This is a genomic window from Hymenobacter canadensis (genome assembly GCF_027359925.1).
GTDB classification, from domain to species: Bacteria; Bacteroidota; Bacteroidia; order Cytophagales; family Hymenobacteraceae; genus Hymenobacter; species Hymenobacter canadensis.
Genome location: NZ_CP114767.1, coordinates 3,321,268 through 3,344,511, shown reverse-complemented (window position 1 = coordinate 3,344,511; position 23,244 = coordinate 3,321,268). Strand labels below are relative to the sequence as shown.

Here is a 23,244-nt window from a genome sequence, read left to right as displayed (position 1 = left end):
CTCCTGATTTCAACCGATATGGAACCAAGAACACCGAATTCCAACGCCGACGCCACGCCCAGCTCTACTGGCGCGGTGGTTATTGCCTGGCTGTTTGTAGGCGTGCCGCTGGCCTGGGGCGTTTCCCAGACCTTCATCAAGGCGCTGGCCCTATTCAAGTAGCGCCCCTCAAAATAAAGTGGCTCAAAAACAAAAGAAGCACCCCGCGGGGTGCTTCTTTTGTTTTTGGTAGTAGGTATTGAATGGTAAGTAATTAGTAGGAAGACTCATGGGCCTGCTTACTATTCAATAGCCGATACCCAGTACTCAATACACTGCAACGTCCCGCCGCATGTTCGACGAGCCCACTGACCAGCCCATTGTGCTGCTGGCCTCTTTCGCCAACAATATCTCGGCGCATCTGGCCAAAAACCAGCTGGATGCCGCCGGCATCCCGAGCTTCCTGAGCAACGAAAACCGGCCCTATGGCCCCATCTCCGGTGGGGTACGCCTGCACGTGCGCCAGCCCGACCTGGCCGCCGCCCAGGAGTTGCTGGAAGCCAGCCGCCCCACTATGCACGCCCTGGCCTCTTCCGACGACGATGAAGCTCCCGCCACGCTCCGCTGCCCCCGCTGCCACCACCCCGACGTGGTGTGCCGCCACCAGCCCCAGCCCCAAGACAACCTGTTCGTGAAGCTGCGCCTGTGGCTGCTGGCCCCCGAGAAGCCCCAGTGCCACTGCTTCCAGTGCGGGCTGGATTTTGAGGGGTGAGGTGACAAAGCAAATGGGATGGGCGAATCTAAAAATAAAAATGTACGCTATGCTTTACTATGTGTAAAGCATAGCGTACATTTGGGCTCACTCTACTGGTACCGTTATGAAAAAGGTTCTCTTGCCATACTATTGCAAATACGTCAGTATGCTGTTGCTGCTGAGTGCTTGCGGGTTTGTATATCTGCAAAGCGTTACCGGACTGGTACTGGCGCTGATAGCCGGAATATTGGCCTGGGTATTTTCGGCCGAGCGTATCGAAGATGAGCGTACGGCCTACCGGCGGCTCCTGGCTTTCCGGGCCACCACGTTTGCCATTCTCTTGTTTGGGAGCGTGTCGGCGGTGCTGGTGCTGAGCGGCCGTAGTGCCAGCCCAACGATATTCTGCGTGGCTCCCGTAGCGTTAGTAGTGTACCTCGTGGCTTTCTACGGCGGCTTACTGATGCCTTTTCAGCGCAATTGTGCGGAATAAGCTGAAGGTGGCCCGAGCGCAACGCGCCATCACGCAGGCCGACTTGGCGGCGGCTTTAGCTATTTCCCGGCAAACGGTCATTTCCATCGAACAAGGCCGCTATGTGCCTTCCACAGTGTTGGCACTAAAACTGGCGCGGTACTTTGGGCAATCTGTGGAGGAACTGTTCGAGCTGGAGGAACACGACTGAAACCGGCTATTTCTCCTCTATCGAAATCTCCTCTACCGAAACTGCCACACCGGCAGCACCGTGCCCGCGGGGAAGTGCTCCTGTTCCGGCGGCAGCTCCAGGAAGCCGCTGGAGGTGAGCAGGCTGGCCATGTCGCCGGAGCCGCCGGCCCGCTTGGGGGTGGCAAGCAGACGGCCGTCGGGGCCGGGCTCCATGCTCACCAGCAGGAAGTGCGTCATGGGCGGTTTGAAGTCGATGGGCTGGGTGAGCACGGCAGGCACGGGCGCGGCACCGGCGGCCGAGGTGCCGGCGGGTTGCTGCACGGCCAGCAGCCAGGGCCGGGCGTAGCGGTAGAAGTTCACGAACGTGGACACCGGGTTGCCGGGCAGCGCAAACACCACTGCCCCGCCGGGCTGCTGCCCGAACCAGAACGGCTTGCCCGGTCGCTGCTTCACCTCATGGAACAGCTGCTCCACGCCCAGCTCCCGCAGTACACTTGGCAGAAAATCGGCCTTGCCCATCGACACCCCCCCGCTGAGCACCACCGCATCGAAGCCGGCCAGCAGGGCGGGCAGGCCCTGGCGCAGGGCAGCGGGGTCGTCGTCGAAGTGGAAGATTTCGGTGCGGGCCCCGGCGGCTTCGGCGGCGGCCTGCAGCATGACGGCATTGGAGCGGCGGATCTGGTGGGCTTGGGGCTGCTCGGTGATGGGCACCAGCTCGTCGCCGGTGCTCACCACGGCCACTCGCGGCCGCCGCGACACAGCCACGGTGGCGGCGCCCACGGTGGCGGCCACTGCTACTTCGGCCGGCTCCAAGCGCGTGCCGGCGGGCACCAGCAGGTCGCCCTGGTGGCGGTCGGCGGCCTGGGGGTGCACGTTGTGGCCGGCCCGGGGCGGCAGCGTTTGCACGGTGGCCCAGCGCTGGCCGTCGGCGGCGGTGCGAAACGTGAGGTCCTCGTAGCGAATCACGGTATCGACGCCGGGCGGCAGCATGGCCCCGGTCATGATTTCCACGGCCGCCGTGGCATCGGGCAGCGGCTGCGGCGGCTGGCCAGCAAACTGAGTGTGGTGGATGCGGAATTCCGTCTGGCCCGCCGCCGAAGCCGCAAACTGCACGGCCATACCGTCCATGGCCACCCGGTTGAAAGGCGGAAAGTCCCGGTCGGCGCGCAGGTCCTCGCGCAGCACGCGGCCGGTGGCGAGGCCTAGGGAAAGATGCTCCACGCCCAGCGGGCGGATGGTGGCGGCAACAAGGCGGGTGGCTTCAGCAACAGAAATCATAGGCACGAAGGTAGAACAAGCCGTAGCTTGCGCCGTTTCTCAACGTGGAAACCGGCTGGTTGTTCAGGTAGGACAAGGCCGATGTAGAGACGCAATATCTTGCGTCTCGTCGTTGAACGGCCGTACTTGAACTGCTGCTCTACGATAAACAACGTCAGCAACGATGAGACGCAAAATATTGCGTCTCTATATCGGCCGGTAACCTCGTATAGCCAGCGCGCCAACCTGGCTTACCATTCCCTTTTCCTCCAACCACCGGCGCAGGCCGGTGTCCCGTATGTCCGACTCCGCTAAACTCACCCACCTCAACGACGCTGGCCAGCCCGCCATGGTCGATGTAGGCGCCAAACAACCCACCCGCCGCGTGGCGCGGGCCCGCAGCCGCGTGGTGCTCGGCCCAGAAATTATGGCCCTCGTGAAGGAAGGCGACCTGCCGACCCGCAAAGGCCCCGTGTTCCAGACGGCTATTCTGGCCGGCATCATGGGCGCCAAGCGCACCTCCGAGCTGATTCCGCTGTGCCACCCGCTGGGCCTCGATAACTGCCAGGTAACCATTGAGGTGGATGGCCCCGATGCCGTGCTGATTGAGTGCACGGCCACCGTGACGGGCAAAACCGGCGTCGAAATGGAGGCCCTGACCGGGGCCTCGGTGGCGGCCCTCACCATCTATGATATGTGCAAGGCCCTCTCGCACGACATTCTCATTCAGGAAACCCGCCTCGTCAGCAAAACCGGCGGCAAACAGGACTTCCACCATGCCGGATAACGCCCCCTCCGAGAAACCCCGCACCAAGCATGCTCACCTAACCCGACCCGCGCTAGGCGAGTTCGGCCGGCACGAGCTGGCCATCCTGGGGGCTCCCTGCGGCCGCATCAAGGAACTGGTGACCCGGCTGCTGCCGCTGCTCACCGATACCTTGCGCGTGGCCTACGTGGACGCCGACCACGCCGCCGCTGATGCCGTACGCAACGGCACCGCCCCCGAAACCGGCATGCTGGCGGCCGGGGCCAGCGCTGAGCTGACCGACAATATCAGCTTCGCCCGCCTCGACGTGAAGCGGCCCCTGGACCGGTTCAGTCAGCCCGAATTGGTGCAGCACCAGAACCTGGTGCTGGTGAACGGCAACCACTTCCGCGCCGCCCGGCAGCTGGTGATTCTGGACCCCGCCAAGCCCGTGGAGAAGAAGCTCGACCGCCTCACCAACGTGCGCGCCCTGCTGCTGCCCGAAGGCGTAACGGAAGTGCCCGCCTACCTGCAAGCCCATTTGGCCGAAGCCAACGTGCCTGTGCTGCCCCTGCACGACACCGCCGCCATTGCCCAGCTGATTCAGGAAGAGTGGCAGGCCGCCGCGCCGCCGCTGCGCGGGCTAGTGCTGGCCGGGGGGCGCAGCCAGCGCATGGGCCAGGATAAGGGCAAGCTGGCCTACCACGGCCAGGAGCAGCGCGCCTATGCCGCCGAGCTGCTGGCCCCCTTCTGCCAGGACGTGCACGTATCCTGCCGCCCCGACCAGATAGTGGAGCTTGAATACGCCGGCCTGCGCCCCCTGCCCGATGCCTTCGCCGACCTGGGTCCGCTCAGCGGCATCCTCTCCGCTCTGCGCCTCGACCCCAACGCCGCCTGGCTGGTGGTGGCCTGCGACCTGCCGTTTCTGTCCAAAACCACCTTGGCCCACTTGGTGCAGCACCGCCAGCCGGCCCGCATGGCCACGGCCTTCCAGAGCCCCGAGAACGAGTGGCCGGAGCCACTCATTACCATCTGGGAGCCGGCCAGCTACCCGCAGCTGCTACGCTTCCTGAGCCTGGGCTACAGCTGCCCCCGCAAAACCCTAATCAACTCCGACGTGGCCGTACTGCCCGCCCCCGCCCCCCAGGAGCTGCGCAACGTGAACACGCCCGAGGAAGCCGCAAACTATGGCCTCACCCCCCGGCCCCCTCTCCTTTAGAGAGGGGAAAGCCTGACGATGCCGCGCAGCACTTTCGGCTTTTGCCTCAAACACTGCTACCGCCAACACAAAGCGCCGCTACCATAGGTAGCGGCGCTTTGTATTTTTCATAAAGTCGGTAAGCCGTTGCGGAGGCGCTAGCCGACGTAGCGGCGTTGGAATCGTCAGGCTCCCCTTCTCCACGGGAGAGGGGGTTGGGGGGTGAGGCTACGGGTGCGCCGCTACCCACACGTCGCCATCCTCATAGAACTCCTTTTTCCAGATAGTCACCACCTGTTTCAGGGTGTCGATAATGTACTGGCAGGCGGCGAAGCTCTCGGCGCGGTGCGGCGTGGACACGGCCACTACCACGGCCACGTCGCCTATGTAGAGGATACCTTTGCGGTGGATGACGGTTATTTTCTCCACCATCGGCCACTGCTCGGCGGCCTGCTCGGCTACTTTGCGGAGTTGGTGCAGGGCCATGCTGTCGTAGGCTTCGTACTCGAGGCGCACCACGGGGCGACCGGTGCTCTTGTTGCGCACCGTGCCGATAAACGTATTGATAGCGCCCGCCCCATCGGCTTCCACGCTGCGCAGGGCGGCCGGTACGTCAATGGGCTGGTCGGTGAGGTCGATGTGAATCAAGGGGAGGAGATGGGGTGATGAAGAAGTGAGGAGGAAAGAACGTCATTCCGAGCCTGCGAGGAATCTCGCATGCTGATGTGGTGGGAGTAGCTCAACGTCAGCACGCGAGATTCCTCGCAGGCTCGGAATGACGTTTTGCTTTGCCTGTCAACTGACAACTGAAATTACCCGCCGCTTACTGGCGGAATAAGGGCTATTTCGTCGCGCTCCTGCAGCAGCGTATCGTCGGCGGCGTACTCGTTGTTGACGGCTACGGCGAGGCTGGTGAGGCGGGCCAGCTCGGGGTAGCGGGCGTGCAGGTCGTGGAGCAGGCCCTGGGCCGACTGGCCTTCGGGTGCGGAAACTTCCAGTACCGGCTGCCCCACTATTTCGCGGGCAATGCCGAACAAAGCAATTTTCAGATTCATGGGTTATCTGGTAATTCGTGGGCGAAACGGCGGGGCCGGTTCGGGTCGGCCGGCAAGTTTGCACCGAACCGACAAAACCCGGGCCGGAGCCCGTGGGTTGTTTACCCGAACGGAAAAGCCTGATTTACGTTGTTTGTTTCGTGGCTCCTGCTGCGCCGTTATTTCCTCCCTTTGCTTATGCCCACTGCCGTACCCTCCGTTCTGTTTGATAATCATGGTCGCCCGCTGGAATACCTGCGGCTGGCCGTCACGGACCGGTGCAACCTGCGCTGCTTCTACTGCATGCCCGAGGAGGGCATCAAGTACCTGCCCAAGCAGGAGCTGCTGACCTATGAGGAAATGGAGCGGCTGGTAGCCATCATGGCCGGCCTGGGCGTGCGCAAAGTGCGCCTCACAGGCGGGGAGCCCTTCGTGCGCCGCGACCTAGTGCCGTTCATGGACCGCCTCAGCCAGATTCCGGGCATCGAAGAGTTGACCATGACGACCAACGGTGTGCTCACCGCCCCCCACGTGCCCGAGCTGGCTCGCATGGGCCTGAAAGCCGTGAACCTGAGCCTCGATACCCTAGACCGCGCCCGCTTCGCCAGCATCACCCGCCGCGACGAGCTGCCCCGCGTGCTTGACACGCTGTACGCGCTGCTGGCGGCCGGCATCCGGGTGAAAATCAACGCCGTGGTGATGGACGGGCAGAACACCCAGGACCTGCTGCCGTTGGCCGAACTGACCCGCGACCTGCCCGTAGACGTGCGCTTCATCGAGGAAATGCCCTTCAACGGCCACAGCCACGAGGCCACGCCCGCCACCCTGCCCTGGAATCACAACCGCATCCGGGAGCACCTGGCCCTGAACCTGGGCGAGCTGACGCCCGTGCCCACCCGTCCCGGCGACACGGCCTCGCACTACACCGTGGCCGGCCACCAGGGCCGACTGGGCATTATTGCGGCTTACTCACGCACCTTCTGCGGCACCTGCAACCGCATCCGCCTCACGGCCGAGGGCGGCCTCAAAACCTGCCTCTACGACCAGGGCGTGCTCGATATCCGGGCCCTGCTGCGCGGCGGCTCCTCCGATGAGCAGATTGCCGAGGCTCTGAAATCGGCGTTCCGCAACCGCGCCGCCAACGGCTTTGAGGCCGAGAGCCAGCGCCCCCTGCACCAGCTCAGCTTCGAGTCGATGAGCACGATTGGGGGGTAAGCGGAGCTGCTGACGCATAACTTGCGGCCCCGCTGCTGCACGTTTCGCCTCCTACACCATGACCGTACTTCTGAGCTGCCTGCTGTTCTTCAATCTGCTGTGTTTTCTGCTTTTCGCCCTCGACAAACGAAAAGCCCAGCGCGGCCAACGGCGCATCCCGGAAAAAACGCTGCACTTCGCCACGCTGCCGGCCGCGGCCCCCGGCGCGTGGGCGGCCATCCTGCTGCTGCACCATAAAAACCGCAAAGCCTCTTTCTGGGGCGTTACCTTGGCAATGACGCTGCTGCAAGGTGCGGCGCTCTATTTCGCGTGGCCCTATTTGCAGGAGTTGGTTTAAGCCAGGGTCGGCGGCTGCATGACCAGTCCGGCTGGTAGACAATCAGTTGCGACGGTTGACGCTTTTGCAGTAGGCTCTGCCCACAGTGCTCGTCCTGATGTACTGTCTCAAACTTCAGCCCCTGCCCGGAATGTGTGCCCTCAGAGCCGGGTTGAACCGCTACTTGCCCAGTCCCACCCAGCCGCGCTGCATGGCGTAGTGCAGCGCCGTGCCCACTACCAGCCCCACCAGATAGCCATACGGCAGCCCACTGCACAGCAATCCCACCAGCAACGCCAGCAATAACCCGGCCCGCGAGTCGCTGATGTCGCGTAGCAGGGTAGCCAGGGTGAGGGCCTCGAACAGCAGTAGCACCCCCAGAATTGGCAGCGGGAAAATCTGCACCAGCTGCTGAAAGCCCTGGCTGAAGAACAAACCCAGCACCACGAACAGCGTGCCATAGAGAACCACCGAGCCGCCCGTGCGCCCCCCGAAAGTGTAGTGGCCCACCATGCCGCCCGAGCCGTGGCACACCGGAAAGCCGCCCAGAAACGGGTTTACCAGGTTCATGAGGCCATAAGTGAAGCTGATTTGCCGTACCGTGAGGCGGCGCTCCGGGAAGTAATCCTCTACCACCTGCCGGGTCGCCAGCACCGAGTTGCCCAACGACAGCGGAATCTGGGGCAGGGCCAGCAGCACCGCGCCCGTCAGTACATCGGCTGCCTGCGGCACGTGCCATGTGGGTAGGTGTAGCCCGATGGCGCGGGTAGCGGTGGCATAATCCAGCTGAAACAGCAGCCCGTAAGCCACGCCCAGTGCCAGCACCACCAGCGCGGCCGGCCAGCGCCGGTTGCCCAGCAAGACCACCGTCACCACAAACGCGGCCGTGGCCAGCGCGTAGCCCGGCAGGCCGGCGGCGGGCACGTATTCTTTGAGCGCCAGCGTGGCCAGCTGCAGCGCCAGCCCGAACTGAATGCCCCGGATAACGGGCTTGGGCACCAGCCGCGCCACCGCGTCAATCAGCCCCGAAACCGACAGCACCAGCATGCTCACCCCAATGGCCAGCCCGCCCCCGGAGATTACGCGGCCCGGTATTTTCTGGGCAATGACCAACGCGGCGAAGGCCTTAAGCGGCTGCACCGGCATCGGCATGCCGTACCACACGCCCGAAAAAATCTGCATCACCCCGAACATGACCAACACACCCGCACTGTCAATGCCCGAGGCGGCAATGACGCCGATGAGCAGCGGCAGATCAGTGCCCAGCCCCGCCAACGCCCCCGCCAGTTCGTTACGGTCGAAACGAAGGCGCGGACGGGCAGCGGCGGGAGCGGTAAGCGGCATGAGAAACTGAAGGGAAGTATGGGCAGTGTAGAGACGCGTATTCGCGTCTGCTCGTTGCGGAGGTTGTTTAGCTGGCGCCGTTTGGCACGGCCCCGGCCGTTACTTCGGAACGTCATGCTGAGCGAAGGCGCAGCCGTAGCCGAAGCATCTCTACCGCTTCGTTGCAGTAGTAAATGATTACCCTCGGTAGAGATGCTTCGACTGCGCCTCCGGCTTCGCTCAGCATGACGTTCTTTTACTTTTCACTCCATCACTTCATTACCTCATTACCTCGTCACCCATTGCCGCATCCTCCCAGGCCAGCATGCCGCCCTCCAGATTCAGCAGGTTGGTGAGGCCGAAATCGGTTTGGAGGCGCTCTACGGCCTTGGTGCTGCGGGCGCCGCTGCGGCAGTACACCACCACCGGATGGTGTTTGGGCAGGGTGGCCACACCACGTTCCAGCGTGCTCAGGGGCAGCAGCGTGGCCCCGGGCAGGTGGCCGGCGGCAAACTCGTGGGGCTCGCGCACATCCAGCAGAAACGGCGGGTGCGCCGAGGCCAGCCGCTCGTGCAGTTCCTGAACCGAAATACTGGTAACACCCGCCCCGCACAAATCGGCGTAATCGGCGGTATTGGCGGTGTCAAGGTTGATGGCGGCCTGCTCGGGGCGGCGGGCGAATTTGAGGGCGCGGGTCTGGAATGTGAGGGCATCGAACAGCCAGAGCCGGCCGCTGAGCACCTCGCCAATACCCAGAATCACCTTCAGCGCCTCGGTGGCCTGGGCCATGCCCACCAGGCCCGGCAACACGCCCAATACCCCGGTGGCGTCGCAGTTGGGCGCTTCCTGGGCCGAGGGCGGCTGCGGAAACAGGCAGCGGTAGGTGGGGCCGCCCTGGTAGTTAAACACCGAAACCTGCCCCTCGAACTTGTAAATAGCCCCCGAAATCAGCGGCTTATTGAAGCTTACGCAGGCATCGTTGAGCAGGTAGCGGGTCGGGAAGTTGTCGGAGCCGTCCACCACCACATCGAACTTGCCGACCAGCTCGCGCACGTTGCCCAGCGTCACGCGGCAGTTGAATACCTCCGTGTTGATTAGCGGGTTGAGGCGGCGCAGGGCCTGGGCGGCGGTGGCGGCTTTGGGCTGGCTCAGGTCGGCCGGGCCATACAGAATCTGCCGCTGTAGGTTGCTGCGGTCCACTTTGTCGGCGTCCACGATGCCGAGCGTGCCCACGCCAGCGGCGGCCAGGTACTGCAGAATGGGGCAGCCCAGGCCACCGGCGCCCACCACCAGCACGCGGGCCGCCTTCAGCTTCTCCTGGCCCGCCTCCCCGATTTCGGGCAGCTGCAGGTGGCGACGGTAAATCTGGCGTTCTTCGGAAGTGAGCATGGCAAGGGAAATAGGAAAGTCGTAAAGATGGGCCGCAGCCGTCAAATGGCCGGCAAGTACCGCCGCCGGCATCGGCCAGGCCGGTTCTGCCGTAAGCACCAAGGTAGAGTGGCGCAGGCGCAGCTTCAGCAGCCGGCCGGTGCAGCCTGGCACCGCGCCGCGCCCGGCTCTTCAAAACTCCCAACCTCTTCGGAAGGTTACTCTAAAAGACGACCACGGCTCCGGCCCCGGCCCTCCTGCTTATTCCTTCTTACGTATTACCTGCCGTGTCCGCTCCCGTTTTCCTGCCGCCTACCAGTTACGACTACGTTACCGTGCACAAGGTGCAGGGCGCAACCGTGACCGAAGCCTCCGATGTGCTGGCCGCCGAGGAGCCGCTGGAAATCCGCCTCGGCTACGGCCCCGCCGACCAGCGCCAGCACCGTACCCTGAGCATCACGATGCGCACGCCCGGCCACGATTTCGAGCTGGCGGCCGGCTTTCTGTTCACCGAAGGCATCATCCGCAGCCGCCAGGACCTGCAGGGCGTCATCTACTGCCCCGATGTAGAAAAGGAGGAGGAGCGCGAAAACGTAGTACGCGCCGAGCTGGCCCCCACTGCCACCCCCGATCTGCCGCGCCTGGAGCGCCACTTCTACACCAGCAGCAGCTGCGGCGTGTGCGGCAAAACCAGCATCGAGGCGGTGCACGCTGCCGCCTGTCCGGTGCTGCCCGCGGCGGGCCCCTACGTGCCGGCCAGCGTACTGCACCAGATGCCCGAGCGGCAGCGCGCCGCCCAGGACTTGTTCGAGCAAACCGGCGGCCTGCACGCGGCGGCCCTTTTCTCGCCGGAAGGCGAGCTGCTGCTGCTGCGCGAAGACGTAGGCCGCCACAACGCCCTCGACAAGGTAATTGGCGCGGCCTTGTTCCAGGAGCTGCTGCCGCTACACAACGCCGTGCTCCTGGTCAGCGGCCGGGCTTCGTTCGAGCTGGTGCAGAAAGCGGCCGTGGCTGGCATTCCGGTGCTGGCCGCCGTGGGCGCCCCCAGCTCCCTGGCCGTATCCGCCGCCCGCGACTTCGGCATGACGCTCTGCGGCTTCGTGCGCCAGAACCGCTACAACATCTACTGCCACGACTGGCGGATTACGAAAGAACTGTAGAGACGCGTATTCGCGTCTCCTCGTTGAGCGACCAGGACCACGACGCCTGCCCAAACAATGGCAGCAACGGAGAGACGCGAATATGTGTCTCTACATTGTTCAAGCCATGCAACCTGTTATCTTACCCCCAATATGAAGCTCCGCCTCGAAGACAATACGCTGCGCCTGCGCCTGGATGAGGCGGAAGTAGCCGCCTTCCGGCAGCAGGGCCGGCTGGAAACGGTAGTGCCCTTGGGCCTGACCGCCGCCGACTCTCTTACGTATACCCTCGAACGCGACCCAACGGTGCTGGCCCTGGCCGTGCGCCACGAGGCGGGCCGCGTGCGGGTGCTGGTGCCGGCCACGGTGGCCGACGGCTGGGCTTCTTCGGAAACCATCAGTCTGCGCGGCACCCAGGAAGTTGCTGACAACCAAGTCGTCCATATCTTGGTAGAAAAGGACCTGGGCTGCAAACATTAGCGGCCCGCGCCGTTTTATCTTTCTACCACCACCGCTCAAAGCCCACTCCGCATGGAAGATTCCCCCAAAACCGACCCCTCCAAGGCCGGCAACCAGCAGCAGCAAAAGGCGGAAAACGCCCCCAAAAGCGGTGAGCGTAGCGACCAGGGCGAGGCCCCGGTAGCCGACCACGATGCCCCTGACCCTCAAAGCATGCGCGACAACAGCAATATCACGCCGCCCGAAGTGGCCAATGCCAAATATACCAACCCCATCTTGGCCCAGCCGCCGGAAGCCCTCACCGGTATTCAGATTGACACGCCACCCAAGGTGGCTGCTGGCGTCACGGCTGTGCTCAAGAGCATGGAGTTCAGCTGGCGCGAAGGTGGCCTCGACCGGGGTACGCGCGGCCTGCTCAAGATGAACCAGAAGGACGGTTTCGACTGCTCCAGCTGCGCCTGGCCCGATCCGGACGACCACCGCTCGATAGCGGAGTTCTGCGAGAATGGCGCCAAAGCCACCGCCTCGGATGCCGACGACAAAGCCGCCGGCCCCGAGTTCTTCGCCAAGCACAGCCTGGCCCAGCTCTCCCAGATGACGGACCGCGACCAGAACAACGCCGGCCGCCTCACGCACCCCATGGTTAAGCGCCCCGGCGACAACCACTACTCGCCCATTGCCTGGGCTGATGCCTTTAACATCATTGGTCGGGAGCTGAACGCGCTGGACTCGCCCGACGAGGCCTTGTTCTACACTTCGGGCAAAGTGCCCAACGAGCCGGCCTTTCTGTTCCAGCTGTTCGCCAAGCAGTTCGGCACCAACAATCTGCCCGACTGCTCCAATATGTGCCACGAGAGCAGCGGCGCGGCCCTGAGCCCCACCCTGGGCCTGGGCAAAGGCTCCGTTACGCTCAACGATATCTACGAGGCTGAGGTGATTCTCATTATCGGCCAGAACCCGGGTACCAACCACCCGCGCATGCTGTCGGCACTGCAGAAGGCCAAGAAGAACGGGGCCAAGATCATCAGCATCAATCCGCTGCTGGAAGCCGGCCTCAACCACTTCAAGAACCCGCAGGACTTCATGAACCCCTTCAAGGCGCTGGGCGCGTTGCTGGGCGACGGCACGCAAATCACCGACCTGTTCCTGCAGGTGCGCGTGGATGGCGACATGGCCCTGCTGCGCGGCATCATGAAGCACCTGTTCGAGGCCGAGGACCTGAACCCCGGCCAGGTAGTAGACCGCCCGTTCATCGACCAATACACTACTGGCTTCGAGTCGTTCGAGCAGAACATCCGCAACACGCCGTGGGAAGACATCGAGGAGCTGAGCGGCATTTCGCGGGCCCAGCTGCTGGAAGCGGCCAATATCATTGCCCCCAAGCAGAAGATCATCACCTGCTGGGCCATGGGCGTGACGCAGCAGCGCCAGGGCGTGCAGACGATTCAGGAAATCGTGAACCTGCAGCTCATGAAAGGCGCCATCGGCAAGCCCGGCGCGGGCACCTGCCCGGTGCGCGGCCACTCCAACGTGCAGGGCGACCGGACGATGGGCGTGTGGGAGCAGCCCACCAAGATTTTCCAGGATGCGCTGGGTAAGGAGTTCAACTTCCAGCCGCCCTACGAGCACGGCCTCGACGTAGTCGATTCCATTAAGGCCATGTACAAAGGCAAAACCAAGGTGTACTTCAGCCTGGGCGGCAATCTGCTGGCCGCTGGCCCCGACACCGAGGTTATTGCCGAAGGCATGCGTAAGCAGAAGCTTACCGTATTCGTGGGCACCAAGCTCAACCGCGGCCACCTTGTGACCGGCGAAACCAGCCTGCTGCTGCCCTGCTTTACCCATGCCGACGTGGACATGCAGAAAAGCGGCCACCAGATGACCTCCTGCGAAAACTCGATGGGCGTGGTGAGCCAGAATAAGGGCATTCTAATACCGCTGCCGGGTCAGATGATGAGTGAAGTGGCTATTCTGGCCGGCGTCGCCATTGCCACCTTGGGCGAGAAAACCAACATTGCCGACTGGGTGGCCATGACGGAGAACTACGACGTCATCCGCGACCATATCAGCCGCGTGATTCCAGGCTTCGAGAACTTCAACGAGAAGCTGCGCCGCCCCGGCGGGTTCTACCTGCCCAACGGCCCCCGCGAGCGGAAATTCACCACCAAGAACGGCAAGGCCAACTTCACAACCACCGAGTTCCAGAAGTACCAGCGCGAGCTGGAGCCCGGCCAGCTGGTGATGATGACTGTGCGCAGCCACGACCAGTTCAACACCACCATCTACGACTACAACGACCGGTACCGCGGCATCACGGGCGAGCGGCGCGTGCTGTTCATGAACGAGCAGGACATGGCCGAGCGCGGCCTCAAGTCCAAGGACCTGATTGACATCACCAGTCACTACCTAGGCTCCACCCGCACCGTGGAGAAGTTCCTAGCCATTCCCTACGACATTCCGAAGGGCAACGTGGCCGCATACTTCCCCGAGGCCAACCCGCTGGTGCCCATTGCCAGCGTAGCCAAAACCAGCAACACGCCCACGTCCAAATACGTGGTGGTCACGGTAGTACCCGCGCACAAAACAGTCGGCGCGCCGGTAGAGCTGCGCGTCAAGGCTGAAGCCACCGCGTAGCGCACACTGTATAAATATAGAGTACGGAACTCTACACGTATACATAAGGCTAAGCAACATCATATAGCTGCATAGTTAACACCCCTCTTTCCACTGCGTAAAAGCAGTAGAAAGAGGGGTGTTTGTGTTTAAATGGGCCATGAGCAGTGTGTGCCAAGCCCATGTGTAGTGCCCCCTAGAATAAATTTCAGGTATCCATTGAACCTTTTCACTGAGCTAAACAGTTGTCTTCCAACGTGCATGCAAAGGCAGTACTGGTTGTCAGCTGCATTTCTTGCATAGACTGCTTGCGCAAGAGAAAAAGGCCTGCTACTTTTGCACTCCCAATCCGAAACGCGGAGCAGGAAAGGCCGCTTCGGCAGCCAAAAAAAGAAAGTTGGTCCGGTTTGCAAATCGCGGAAAAGTTCAGCTACCTTTGCAGCCCACTTCGGCGCCTCCGGGCGCCAGGCCCTGAAAAAAGTTTGCTTCAGGGCTTGCAAACGAAGAAACAGCCACCGTATCTTTGCAGCCCGCTTCAACCGGAGGCGGACAGAGTAACGCAGAAAAGCACAAAACAAACGCAGGCTTCGGCTTGGTTTTCTGCCGCCACTGCTTACCTTTGCAGCCCGCTTCAACCGGAAGCGTCGCTCAAAACTTCAGCCGGAAAAACAAACAAACTTTTTCTTGCTTCTTGCAAAAAGTTGCTTACCTTTGCAGCCCGCTTCACATGGAAGGGGAAACGAACACTGCTTACCGACTCTTTTGTGAGTCACTGCGTTTCACCGATCGGGTGCGACACACGTTCTTTGAATGGATGGAAATGACAAATTGGTAAGCTTCGCCGCTGCCACTCGCAAGAGCAGTAGGGGCGAAGAACAAAGCGTGACTTGGGTGAACAAGACAAGTCAACACTACCGGGTCGGATCAGCACTTGACATCAGCCCATGTTCGCATGGGTGTAGAGAATTTCTTACAATGGAGAGTTTGATCCTGGCTCAGGATGAACGCTAGCGGCAGGCCTAATACATGCAAGTCGAACGGGTATAGCAATATACTAGTGGCGCACGGGTGCGTAACGCGTAACCAACCTGCCCTTGACTGGGGGATAGCCCGCCGAAAGGCGGATTAATACCGCATAAACCAACAGCACGGCATCGTGTAATTGGTAAAGATTTATTGGTCAAGGATGGGGTTGCGTGACATTAGCTAGATGGCGGGGTAACGGCCCACCATGGCGACGATGTCTAGGGGACCTGAGAGGGTGATCCCCCACACTGGCACTGAGATACGGGCCAGACTCCTACGGGAGGCAGCAGTAGGGAATATTGGGCAATGGGCGAGAGCCTGACCCAGCCATGCCGCGTGCAGGATGAAGGCCTTCTGGGTTGTAAACTGCTTTTCTCAGGGAAGAAAAAGAGGATGCGTCCTAAACTGACGGTACCTGAGGAATAAGCACCGGCTAACTCCGTGCCAGCAGCCGCGGTAATACGGAGGGTGCAAGCGTTGTCCGGATTTATTGGGTTTAAAGGGTGCGTAGGTGGCCCGTTAAGTCCGGGGTGAAAGCCCACAGCTCAACTGTGGAACTGCCCTGGATACTGGCGGGCTTGAGTCCAGACGAGGTTGGCGGAATGGAAGATGTAGCGGTGAAATGCATAGATATCTTCCAGAACCCCGATTGCGTAGGCAGCTGACTAGGCTGGTACTGACACTGAGGCACGAAAGCGTGGGGAGCGAACAGGATTAGATACCCTGGTAGTCCACGCCGTAAACGATGGATACTCGCTGGTGGCGATAGACAGTCACTGGCTTAGCGAAAGCGGTAAGTATCCCACCTGGGGAGTACGCTCGCAAGAGTGAAACTCAAAGGAATTGACGGGGGCCCGCACAAGTGGTGGAGCATGTGGTTTAATTCGATGATACGCGAGGAACCTTACCTAGGCTAGAATGCGCGTGACCGGTTCAGAGATGGACCTTTCCTTCGGGACACAAAGCAAGGTGCTGCATGGCCGTCGTCAGCTCGTGCCGTGAGGTGTTGGGTTAAGTCCCGCAACGAGCGCAACCCCTATGTTTAGTTGCCAGCGGATAATGCCGGGGACTCTAGACAGACTGCCTGCGCAAGCAGTGAGGAAGGCGGGGACGACGTCAGGTCATCATGGCCCTTACGCCTAGGGCTACACACGTGCTACAATGGACGGTACAGAGGGTCGCTACACAGTGATGTGATGCCAATCTCGCAAAGCCGTTCTCAGTTCGGATCGAAGTCTGCAACTCGACTTCGTGAAGCTGGAATCACTAGTAATCGCGTATCAGCAATGACGCGGTGAATACGTTCCCGGGCCTTGTACACACCGCCCGTCAAGCCATGGAAGTCTGGTAGACCTGAAGCTGGTGCTCCGCAACGAAGCCAGTTAGGGTAGAACAGGTAACTGGGGCTAAGTCGTAACAAGGTAGCCGTACCGGAAGGTGCGGCTGGATCACCTCCTTTCTGGAGCTATCCGACTCGGACGACCTGTCCGGCTCACCCAGCTACGCAACACTATCAATTCGTCATTTCCTTCATTCACTGATTTTAGTAGGACGCGAGTCTTACGAACAGGGCTTGTAGCTCAGGTGGTTAGAGCGCTACACTGATAATGTAGAGGTCCCTGGTTCGAGTCCAGGCAGGCCCACTGTTCAACTGGTGGGAACGCTGCCAGGACAACAATCCGGGGGATTAGCTCAGCTGGCTAGAGCACCTGCCTTGCACGCAGGGGGTCAACGGTTCGACTCCGTTATTCTCCACTTCGGTGTCAATCGGACACCTAAAGTAGTGCACACACATATAGGAGTAGCGTCGCAGGATACTACTCTTACTTTTCCCCTCAATAGGAGGAGAAAACGTTCTTTGACGTAAGGATAACAAGAGAGAAAAACAAAGAAAAGAAAGTGATTACCCCTAGTGGATAATCACCCGAGCCCGCTCCGTCTTCGGATGGAGCACAAGAGAAGTAAGTAAGGGCACACGGGGGATGCCTAGGCTCTCAGAGGCGATGAAGGACGCGATAAGCTGCGAAAAGCTGCGGGGATTGGCACATACGAGGTGATCCGCAGATGTCCGAATGGGGCAACCCCACCACGTGAAGCGTGGTGACCATCTACGTTTGTAGAATGGGGCAAACCCAGGGAACTGAAACATCTAAGTACCTGGAGGAAAAGAAAATAACAATGATTCCCCAAGTAGTGGCGAGCGAACGGGGAGGAGCCCAAACCGGGTTGGTTACGGCCAGTCCGGGGTTGTAGGACCTCAACATCTGATTGTGTTACTTTAGCTGAACGACGTGGGAAAGTCGATCGTAGAGGGTGAGAATCCCGTAGGCGAACTGGTAATGCACGGTAGAGGAATCCTGAGTAAGGCGGGACCAGAGAAATCCCGTCTGAATCCGGCGGTACCATCCGCCAAGGCTACATACTCCTGAGAGACCGATAGTGAACTAGTACCGTGAGGGAAAGGTGAAAAGAACCGGGAATACCGGAGTGAAAAGAACCTGAAACCGTGTGCTTACAAGCAGTTAGGGGGGCTTCGTGCCCTGATAGCGTGCCTTTTGCATAATGAGCCTACGAGTTACTCCTCTCTGGCAAGGTTAAATGCTTAGAAGCATGGAGCCGCAGCGAAAGCGAGTCTGAATAGGGCGCAGAGTCAGAGGGGGTAGACGCGAAACTTTGTGATCTACCCTTGGGCAGGTTGAAGGTTGGGTAACACCAACTGGAGGACCGAACCAGTTTCCGTTGAAAAGGATTTGGATGACCTGAGGGTAGGGGTGAAAGGCCAATCAAACTGAGAAATAGCTCGTACTCCCCGAAATGTATTTAGGTACAGCGTCGGCGTTGAGTTACGTGGAGGTAGAGCTACCGATAGGACTAGGGGGTGTCATAGCCTACCGAATCCTGACGAACTCCGAATGCCACGTAATATAGCCGGCAGTGAGGCTTGGGGTGCTAAGGTCCCAGGCCGAGAGGGAAAGAACCCAGACCATCTGCTAAGGTCCCTAAATTCGGACTAAGTTGAACAAAGGAGGTCCACTTGCTTTGACAGCCAGGAGGTTGGCTTGGAAGCAGCCATTCCTTTAAAGAGTGCGTAACAGCTCACTGGTCGAGCGAGAGGGCATCGATAATACGCGGGCATCAAGTCCGGTACCGAAGCAATGGATTTGACATGAAAGACTGTCAAGTGGTAGGGGAGCATTCCAGCAGCGGAGAAGGTGTATCGTCAGGTATGCTGGAGCGGCTGGAAAAGCAAATGTAGGCATGAGTAACGATAAAGGGGGTGAGAAACCCCCTCGCCGATAGACTAAGGTTTCCTGCTCAACGCTAATCGGAGCAGGGTTAGTCGGGACCTAAGGCTACGCCGAGAGGCTACGTCGATGGACAGCGGGTTGATATTCCCGCACCTAGGATTTGGAGTGATGCAGTGACGCAGAAGTGAAAGTACCGCGAGCGGACGGAAGTGCTCGTTAAAGGGTGTAGGTATAGGCGGGGTAGTTAAGTACGCCCTGTTTGCTGAAACCTGATAGTACTCTACGGCCTCGGCCACGGAGATAGTGTACCTAATCAGACTGCCAAGAAAACCTGCTAAGCGTTTACTGAATTCTAGCCCGTACCGCAAACCGACACAGGTAGTCAAGGAGAGAATCCTGAGGCGCTCGAGTGAATCATGGCCAAGGAACTCGGCAAAATGGACCTGTAACTTCGGGAGAAGGGTCGCTTCCTCCAGCGATGGAGAAGCCGCAGTGAAAAGGCCCAGGCGACTGTTTAACAAAAACACATGACTTTGCGAACGCGCAAGCGGAAGTATAAGGTCTGACACCTGCCCGGTGCCGGAAGGTTAAGAGGGGAACTTAGTCGCAAGGCGAAGGTTTGAATCGAAGCCCCGGTAAACGGCGGCCGTAACTATAACGGTCCTAAGGTAGCGAAATTCCTTGTCGGGTAAGTTCCGACCTGCACGAATGGTGTAACGATCTGGGCGCTGTCTCAGCCATGAGCTCGGTGAAATTGTAGTCTCGGTGAAGATGCCGAGTACCCGCCACGGGACGGAAAGACCCCGTGCACCTTTACTATAGGTTGACATTGACGCTGGGTAACACATGTGTAGCATAGGTGGGAGACGTTGAACCAGGGCCGCTAGGTTTTGGGGAGTCGCCGTTGAAATACCACCCTTGTGTTGCTTGGTGCCTAATCTGGCAACGGAGACAGTGTCTGCTGGGTAGTTTGACTGGGGTGGTCGCCTCCAAAAGAGTATCGGAGGCTTTCAAAGGTCCGCTCAATCCGCTTGGTAACCGGATGTAGAGCGCAATAGCAGAAGCGGGCTTGACTGTGAGGCCTACAAGCCGAGCAGGGTCGAAAGACGGATATAGTGATCCGGTGGTTCCGCATGGAAGGGCCATCGCTCAAAGGATAAAAGGTACGCCGGGGATAACAGGCTGATCTCCCCCAAGAGCTCATATCGACGGGGAGGTTTGGCACCTCGATGTCGGCTCGTCACGTCCTGGGGCTGGAGAAGGTCCCAAGGGTTCGGCTGTTCGCCGATTAAAGTGGCACGCGAGCTGGGTTCAGAACGTCGTGAGACAGTTCGGTCCCTATCTGTGGTGGGCGTTGGATATTTGACAGGACCTGACTTTAGTACGAGAGGACCGAGTTGGACCAGCCGCTCGTGCACCGGTTGTGACGCCAGTTGCAGCGCCGGGTAGCGACGCTGGGATGAGATAAGCGCTGAAAGCATCTAAGTGCGAAACTCACCTGAAGATGAGATATCCTATATAGGAAGAGTCGTCGTAGACCACGACGTAGATAGGCGGTAGGTGTAGAGGCCGAAATGCCACAGCCGAGCCGTACTAAGGACTCGAACGCTTTGCTTGACAATGCTCGAAACTTCGATGTTTTTCTCTTTTGTCCTTACGTCAACGGTTTTGTTGGCAGCTCGCCTCGAACACAGAGCTGCCGCACCAGTAATGGTGGCTTTAGCCCGGGTGTTCACCTCTTCCCATTCCGAACAGAGTCGTTAAGCCCCGGAGCGCCTATGGTACTGCCTTCATCGGTGGGAGAGTCGGTCGCCGCCAACCTTACTGTATGACCCGCACGGGTCACCCTAACGCCCCCGCACCTCACCGTGCAGGGGCGTTTTGCGTTTGTGCGTGGGCGTGACTGTAGGATAGCTCACACTCTTTGGCCTCTCTCCGGAAAAGTTAGAGGGGGAGCCGGATCCAAAGGCAACGTTTGCTTATGTCTGACTACTTGTGTAGTCAGACATAAGCAAACGTATAACCATGTTGAGCTCGTCTAAGCATTTCTACTGCTTTATCAGGGTCGTTTTGGGCGGCAGTAAAGATGCTTCGATCAGCTCAACACGAAGGCCTTTTTCTATGCGCCTGCTTATAGTTCGCTACTTATAGCGGTTTAGATAACCATGTACCTTGACTCATGCCTTCTAGGGCTGAAGCCCTGGTTTATGTAGGTGATGATGGAGTACACCGTTCGCGAAACCGCTATAGTATTCGCTTGCCCAAGTTTATTCGTGAGCATGACCTACACCTTCAGACTAAGTAGTAAGAGTTCTGCATAGTAGTAATACGACGGTCAACTGTCAGTGAGGATGCTGTTCTGACTACCGTGCCGTTGCCGACTTGCTATCAACAGAACGGGCCATGCATGTGCATGGCCCGTTCTGTTGGTTGGAGAGATTACGTCTTTGTGTATAAGCACCTAGAATGGGTAGCCAATGGCGATGTTAAGGCGTACCGTTTTATCGTCAGGGGTGCCGTAGGGGGCACGGATGGGCATAGCAGCATCGAAGCGGATGACGAAGAACTGCACGTCGATGCGGATGCCGGCGCCGGCGCCGATGGCCAGCTGGTTGAGGAACTTGCTGGGTTCGAATTGGCCCCCGGGGCGGTCTACATCTTCATTGAGCAGCCAGATATTGCCGGCATCTACAAACAGAGCGCCTTTCACATAGGGAAACAGGTCTTGGCGGTACTCGGCGTTGGCTTCGAAGCGCAGGTCGCCGACCTGATCGTAGAAGCTGGTGGCACGGTCGGTATTGGGGCGGTAGGTGCCAGGGCCGATGCCGCGGGCGGCGTAGGCACGGACGCTGTTGGGGCCGCCGATACCGTACTGCTTAAGATAGGGCAGCACGCGGGAGTTCAGGTAGGGCAGGCCAGCGCCAATGAGCACGCGGGTGGCAATCTTGTTGCCGCTGGTGGGGTTGGAGGAAGTCCGGAAGTAGTTACGCACTTCCAGATCTACTTTGGAGTATTGTGAGAACTGCTGGCCGATGAGCGTGTAGGCCTCGGTGCCGTCGGGGTTGGTTTCCTTGGTCTGGCCGGTGAGGTTGCTGAGCAGGTAAGCGGCATTGCCGGAAACCTCGATGCCACCGCTGAAGTAAATCTGGTTACGGCGCTGCTCCAGGGCCTGCTGGTTGTAGGTGTAGCGGTAGCTGCTGCCCAGGATGAACTGTTGGCGGAAGCTGTTGGCTAGGAAGGCATTCTTATTGAGCCGAGCCTGAAAGGTATCAGATACTCCTCCTAAACGCAGGTACTGCAGATCGATGGGGCGCAGTTCCTGTTCGTTGGTGATGTTGGTTTTCCAGGTATAGCCGTAGTTGAGGCTGAAGGCGTCTTGCTGGAAGGCTTCGAGGCGCTGCACGTATTTGTAGCCGACGCCGAAGGTGGTGCGCGGCTGGAAGTCGGAGTTGCGCAGGCGGATATCGAAGGGGGGCGTGATGAGGCGCGGCACAATAAGCTGGGCATCGGCTCCTAGTTCGTAGGACGTGAGGCCGATGGCATTGGTGCCGGTGCGGGTTTGGTTTTCGAATGCGCCGGTAACATTCACCAGCAGCTGCTCGGCACCGCGTAGGGCGGAGCGGTTGCGGAACTGCACCTTAAAGCCGGGTCCAACGAAGCCATTAGACTTGCTGACCAGCGCTACCTCGGCCCGCAGGCTTTTCTTGGGCACCTGCGTCATGCGCACGAAGGCGTTGAGGTGGCCGTATTCGGCAGAGTCGGGCTGGTTGCGGGCGGGGCGGAAGCGGATATCCACGAACTTGAACGTGCCCAGGCTCATGAGGCGGCTCAGGGTCTGGTCGGCGCGGCGGCGGCGATAGAGGCTGTCGGGATAGAGGAAGGTGGCGTTGGTAATGGCCTTGGCCTTGAACACCTTCTCGTCGGGAAAGTAGCGGTAGCCCTCATACATGATGGGCGGGCGTCCCTGGGAGGCGGTATCGGAGAGCGAGTAATCGGTGTTCAGACTCACGCGGTTGAGCACGTAGGGTTGGGCCGCACGCTTCGGGATGGAGCCTTTCACCTTGAGGTAGATGTTGGCCTGGTTGTCGAGCGTGCTGTCGACCTGAAACAGGATGTAGTCGGGGGTGAAGTAGTAGTAGCCCTGGTTTTTCAGCTCGCCATCAATCCGAAGGCGCTCATTGATGAGGGTCTGGAGGTTGTAGGGGTCGCCGACTTTCAGCAGCGAGCCGGCCTGGGTGGCGCGGATGGCGCGGTCGAGCAGGGTGTCGCGCTCCGGGTACTGAATCTGCTTGATGAGGTAGGGCTTGCCCACCTGCGCCAGGTAGTCGATGGTGGCCGTGCGGTCCTTCTTCTGCACTTTGCTGTGCACAACCGGCTTGAAGTAGCCGTTGTTGTTGAGGCGGTTCACCATCAGGCCTTTCACCTTTTGGGTGTCCACCTCGCTCAGCAGCACCGGCTTCTCGCCGTACTTATCGGCCAGCCATTTGCTCAGGCCTTTGGTTTTGCCTTCGCCCATGTGCCAGAAATACAGCTTCGGGCGGGCACCCAGCAGCGGAATAGCGGCGTTGGGTTTGGGGGCAATGACGGCGGTGAGTTCCGTAGTAAGGGCTGCTTCGTTGGGGATGGGCGCTTCCGACTGCATCTTCACGCTGCTGCCGGTGTAGAGGTAGCTGCCTTCGGGGATGAACTTGGTGCCCGAGCAGCTCGCTGCCAGCAGCAGAGCCGTTAGCGCCGCCCAGGAACGCCACAGCCGGGCCGCTCCGGCAGGTGATGCCGAAGCAACCGGAGAGGGAGCAGTGCGACGAAAGAAGGAAGGCTTCATGCGTGAAATTGGCAGTTTCAAGAAATTCAAGAGTGATTCGTTATGCGTAGTTAAGGATTCGCAGCTCGTCGTTCGGGACCTGATAAT

At 60.0% G+C, this 23,244-nt stretch carries 17 protein-coding genes, 2 tRNA genes and 3 rRNA genes; 16 read left to right on the top strand and 6 right to left on the bottom strand.

The features are described from left to right. Positions 1–18: 18 nt before the first annotated feature. From O3303_RS14325 to O3303_RS14310, 4 genes are all read left to right on the top strand, one after another. Positions 19–162 (top strand): MFS transporter small subunit, encoded by a 144-nt coding sequence (locus tag O3303_RS14325; RefSeq protein ID WP_269559076.1) that lies wholly within the window; start codon positions 19–21, stop codon positions 160–162. Positions 163–331: 169 nt separating this feature from the next. Next, positions 332–751 carry a putative signal transducing protein gene (locus O3303_RS14320; RefSeq protein ID WP_269559075.1) on the top strand — a complete coding sequence of 140 codons (420 nt, stop codon included), beginning with the start codon at positions 332–334 and terminating at the stop codon, positions 749–751. A 106-nt stretch (positions 752–857) separates the two neighbouring features. After that, complete coding sequence (locus O3303_RS14315) at positions 858–1,223, top strand: hypothetical protein (protein ID WP_269559074.1); 366 nt, start codon at positions 858–860, stop codon at positions 1,221–1,223. Then, on the top strand, positions 1,213–1,413 hold the full coding sequence (locus O3303_RS14310) for a helix-turn-helix transcriptional regulator (RefSeq protein ID WP_269559073.1): 201 nt from the start codon (positions 1,213–1,215) through the stop codon (positions 1,411–1,413). Before O3303_RS14315 ends, O3303_RS14310 begins: the two co-directional genes overlap by 11 nt. Positions 1,414–1,445: 32 nt before the next feature. On the opposite strand, the gene O3303_RS14305 is transcribed toward O3303_RS14310, so the two are convergent. Further along, complete coding sequence (locus tag O3303_RS14305) at positions 1,446–2,672, bottom strand: molybdopterin molybdotransferase MoeA (protein WP_269559072.1); 1,227 nt, start codon at positions 2,670–2,672, stop codon at positions 1,446–1,448. A gap of 277 nt (positions 2,673–2,949) precedes the next feature. Here O3303_RS14305 and moaC point away from each other — a divergent pair, with 277 nt between their 5' ends. Together moaC and O3303_RS14295 are read left to right on the top strand one after the other, a co-directional pair. Beyond that, positions 2,950–3,438, top strand: coding sequence for a cyclic pyranopterin monophosphate synthase MoaC (gene moaC / locus O3303_RS14300; RefSeq protein ID WP_187316904.1), 489 nt, complete (start codon positions 2,950–2,952; stop codon positions 3,436–3,438). Beyond that, positions 3,428–4,615 (top strand): NTP transferase domain-containing protein, encoded by a 1,188-nt coding sequence (locus O3303_RS14295; protein ID WP_269559071.1) that lies wholly within the window; start codon positions 3,428–3,430, stop codon positions 4,613–4,615. The genes moaC and O3303_RS14295 overlap by 11 nt, the downstream gene beginning before the upstream one ends. Positions 4,616–4,822: 207 nt before the next feature. Here the strand turns inward: O3303_RS14295 and O3303_RS14290 are convergent, their stop codons facing one another. Both O3303_RS14290 and moaD read right to left on the bottom strand, forming a co-directional pair. Then, positions 4,823–5,242, bottom strand: coding sequence for a molybdenum cofactor biosynthesis protein MoaE (locus O3303_RS14290; protein ID WP_269559070.1), 420 nt, complete (start codon positions 5,240–5,242; stop codon positions 4,823–4,825). Positions 5,243–5,406: 164 nt separating this feature from the next. Further along, positions 5,407–5,649 (bottom strand): molybdopterin converting factor subunit 1, encoded by a 243-nt coding sequence (gene moaD / locus O3303_RS14285; protein ID WP_269559069.1) that lies wholly within the window; start codon positions 5,647–5,649, stop codon positions 5,407–5,409. A gap of 177 nt (positions 5,650–5,826) precedes the next feature. Here moaD and moaA point away from each other — a divergent pair, with 177 nt between their 5' ends. Then, on the top strand, positions 5,827–6,843 hold the full coding sequence (moaA, locus tag O3303_RS14280; protein ID WP_269559068.1) for a GTP 3',8-cyclase MoaA: 1,017 nt from the start codon (positions 5,827–5,829) through the stop codon (positions 6,841–6,843). A 58-nt stretch (positions 6,844–6,901) separates the two neighbouring features. Further along, entirely contained in the window at positions 6,902–7,180 is a 279-nt protein-coding gene (locus O3303_RS14275; protein WP_269559067.1) for a DUF1294 domain-containing protein, read from the top strand. A gap of 159 nt (positions 7,181–7,339) precedes the next feature. Here the strand turns inward: O3303_RS14275 and O3303_RS14270 are convergent, their stop codons facing one another. Further along, positions 7,340–8,503 carry a putative sulfate/molybdate transporter gene (locus O3303_RS14270; protein WP_269559066.1) on the bottom strand — a complete coding sequence of 388 codons (1,164 nt, stop codon included), beginning with the start codon at positions 8,501–8,503 and terminating at the stop codon, positions 7,340–7,342. 258 nt (positions 8,504–8,761) lie between these two features. Further along, positions 8,762–9,871, bottom strand: coding sequence for a molybdopterin-synthase adenylyltransferase MoeB (gene moeB / locus O3303_RS14265; RefSeq protein WP_269559065.1), 1,110 nt, complete (start codon positions 9,869–9,871; stop codon positions 8,762–8,764). A gap of 266 nt (positions 9,872–10,137) precedes the next feature. On the opposite strand from moeB, the gene fdhD reads away from it, so the two are divergent. The 8 genes from fdhD (at position 10,138) to rrf (ending at position 20,156) form a co-directional block, all read left to right on the top strand. Continuing rightward, on the top strand, positions 10,138–11,010 hold the full coding sequence (gene fdhD, locus O3303_RS14260) for a formate dehydrogenase accessory sulfurtransferase FdhD (RefSeq protein ID WP_269559064.1): 873 nt from the start codon (positions 10,138–10,140) through the stop codon (positions 11,008–11,010). Positions 11,011–11,142: 132 nt separating this feature from the next. After that, positions 11,143–11,469 carry a DUF7009 family protein gene (locus O3303_RS14255; protein WP_269559063.1) on the top strand — a complete coding sequence of 109 codons (327 nt, stop codon included), beginning with the start codon at positions 11,143–11,145 and terminating at the stop codon, positions 11,467–11,469. 51 nt (positions 11,470–11,520) lie between these two features. Next, positions 11,521–14,082, top strand: coding sequence for an FdhF/YdeP family oxidoreductase (locus O3303_RS14250; protein WP_269559062.1), 2,562 nt, complete (start codon positions 11,521–11,523; stop codon positions 14,080–14,082). A 951-nt stretch (positions 14,083–15,033) separates the two neighbouring features. Continuing rightward, positions 15,034–16,546, top strand: a 16S ribosomal RNA gene (locus tag O3303_RS14245). 110 nt (positions 16,547–16,656) lie between these two features. Beyond that, positions 16,657–16,730: transfer RNA gene (locus tag O3303_RS14240), tRNA-Ile, on the top strand. 38 nt (positions 16,731–16,768) lie between these two features. Beyond that, positions 16,769–16,842, top strand: a tRNA-Ala gene (locus tag O3303_RS14235). Between the two features lie 200 nt (positions 16,843–17,042). After that, positions 17,043–19,952: ribosomal RNA gene (locus O3303_RS14230) — 23S ribosomal RNA — on the top strand. Positions 19,953–20,044: 92 nt separating this feature from the next. Beyond that, positions 20,045–20,156, top strand: a 5S ribosomal RNA gene (gene rrf / locus O3303_RS14225). Together the 16S, 23S and 5S rRNA genes with 2 tRNA genes alongside form the textbook arrangement of a ribosomal RNA operon. Positions 20,157–20,796: 640 nt before the next feature. Here the strand turns inward: rrf and tamL are convergent. Further along, positions 20,797–23,157: a translocation and assembly module lipoprotein TamL gene (gene tamL / locus O3303_RS14220; protein ID WP_269559061.1), complete on the bottom strand. Its 2,361-nt coding sequence runs from the start codon at positions 23,155–23,157 to the stop codon at positions 20,797–20,799. Positions 23,158–23,244 lie beyond the last annotated feature (87 nt).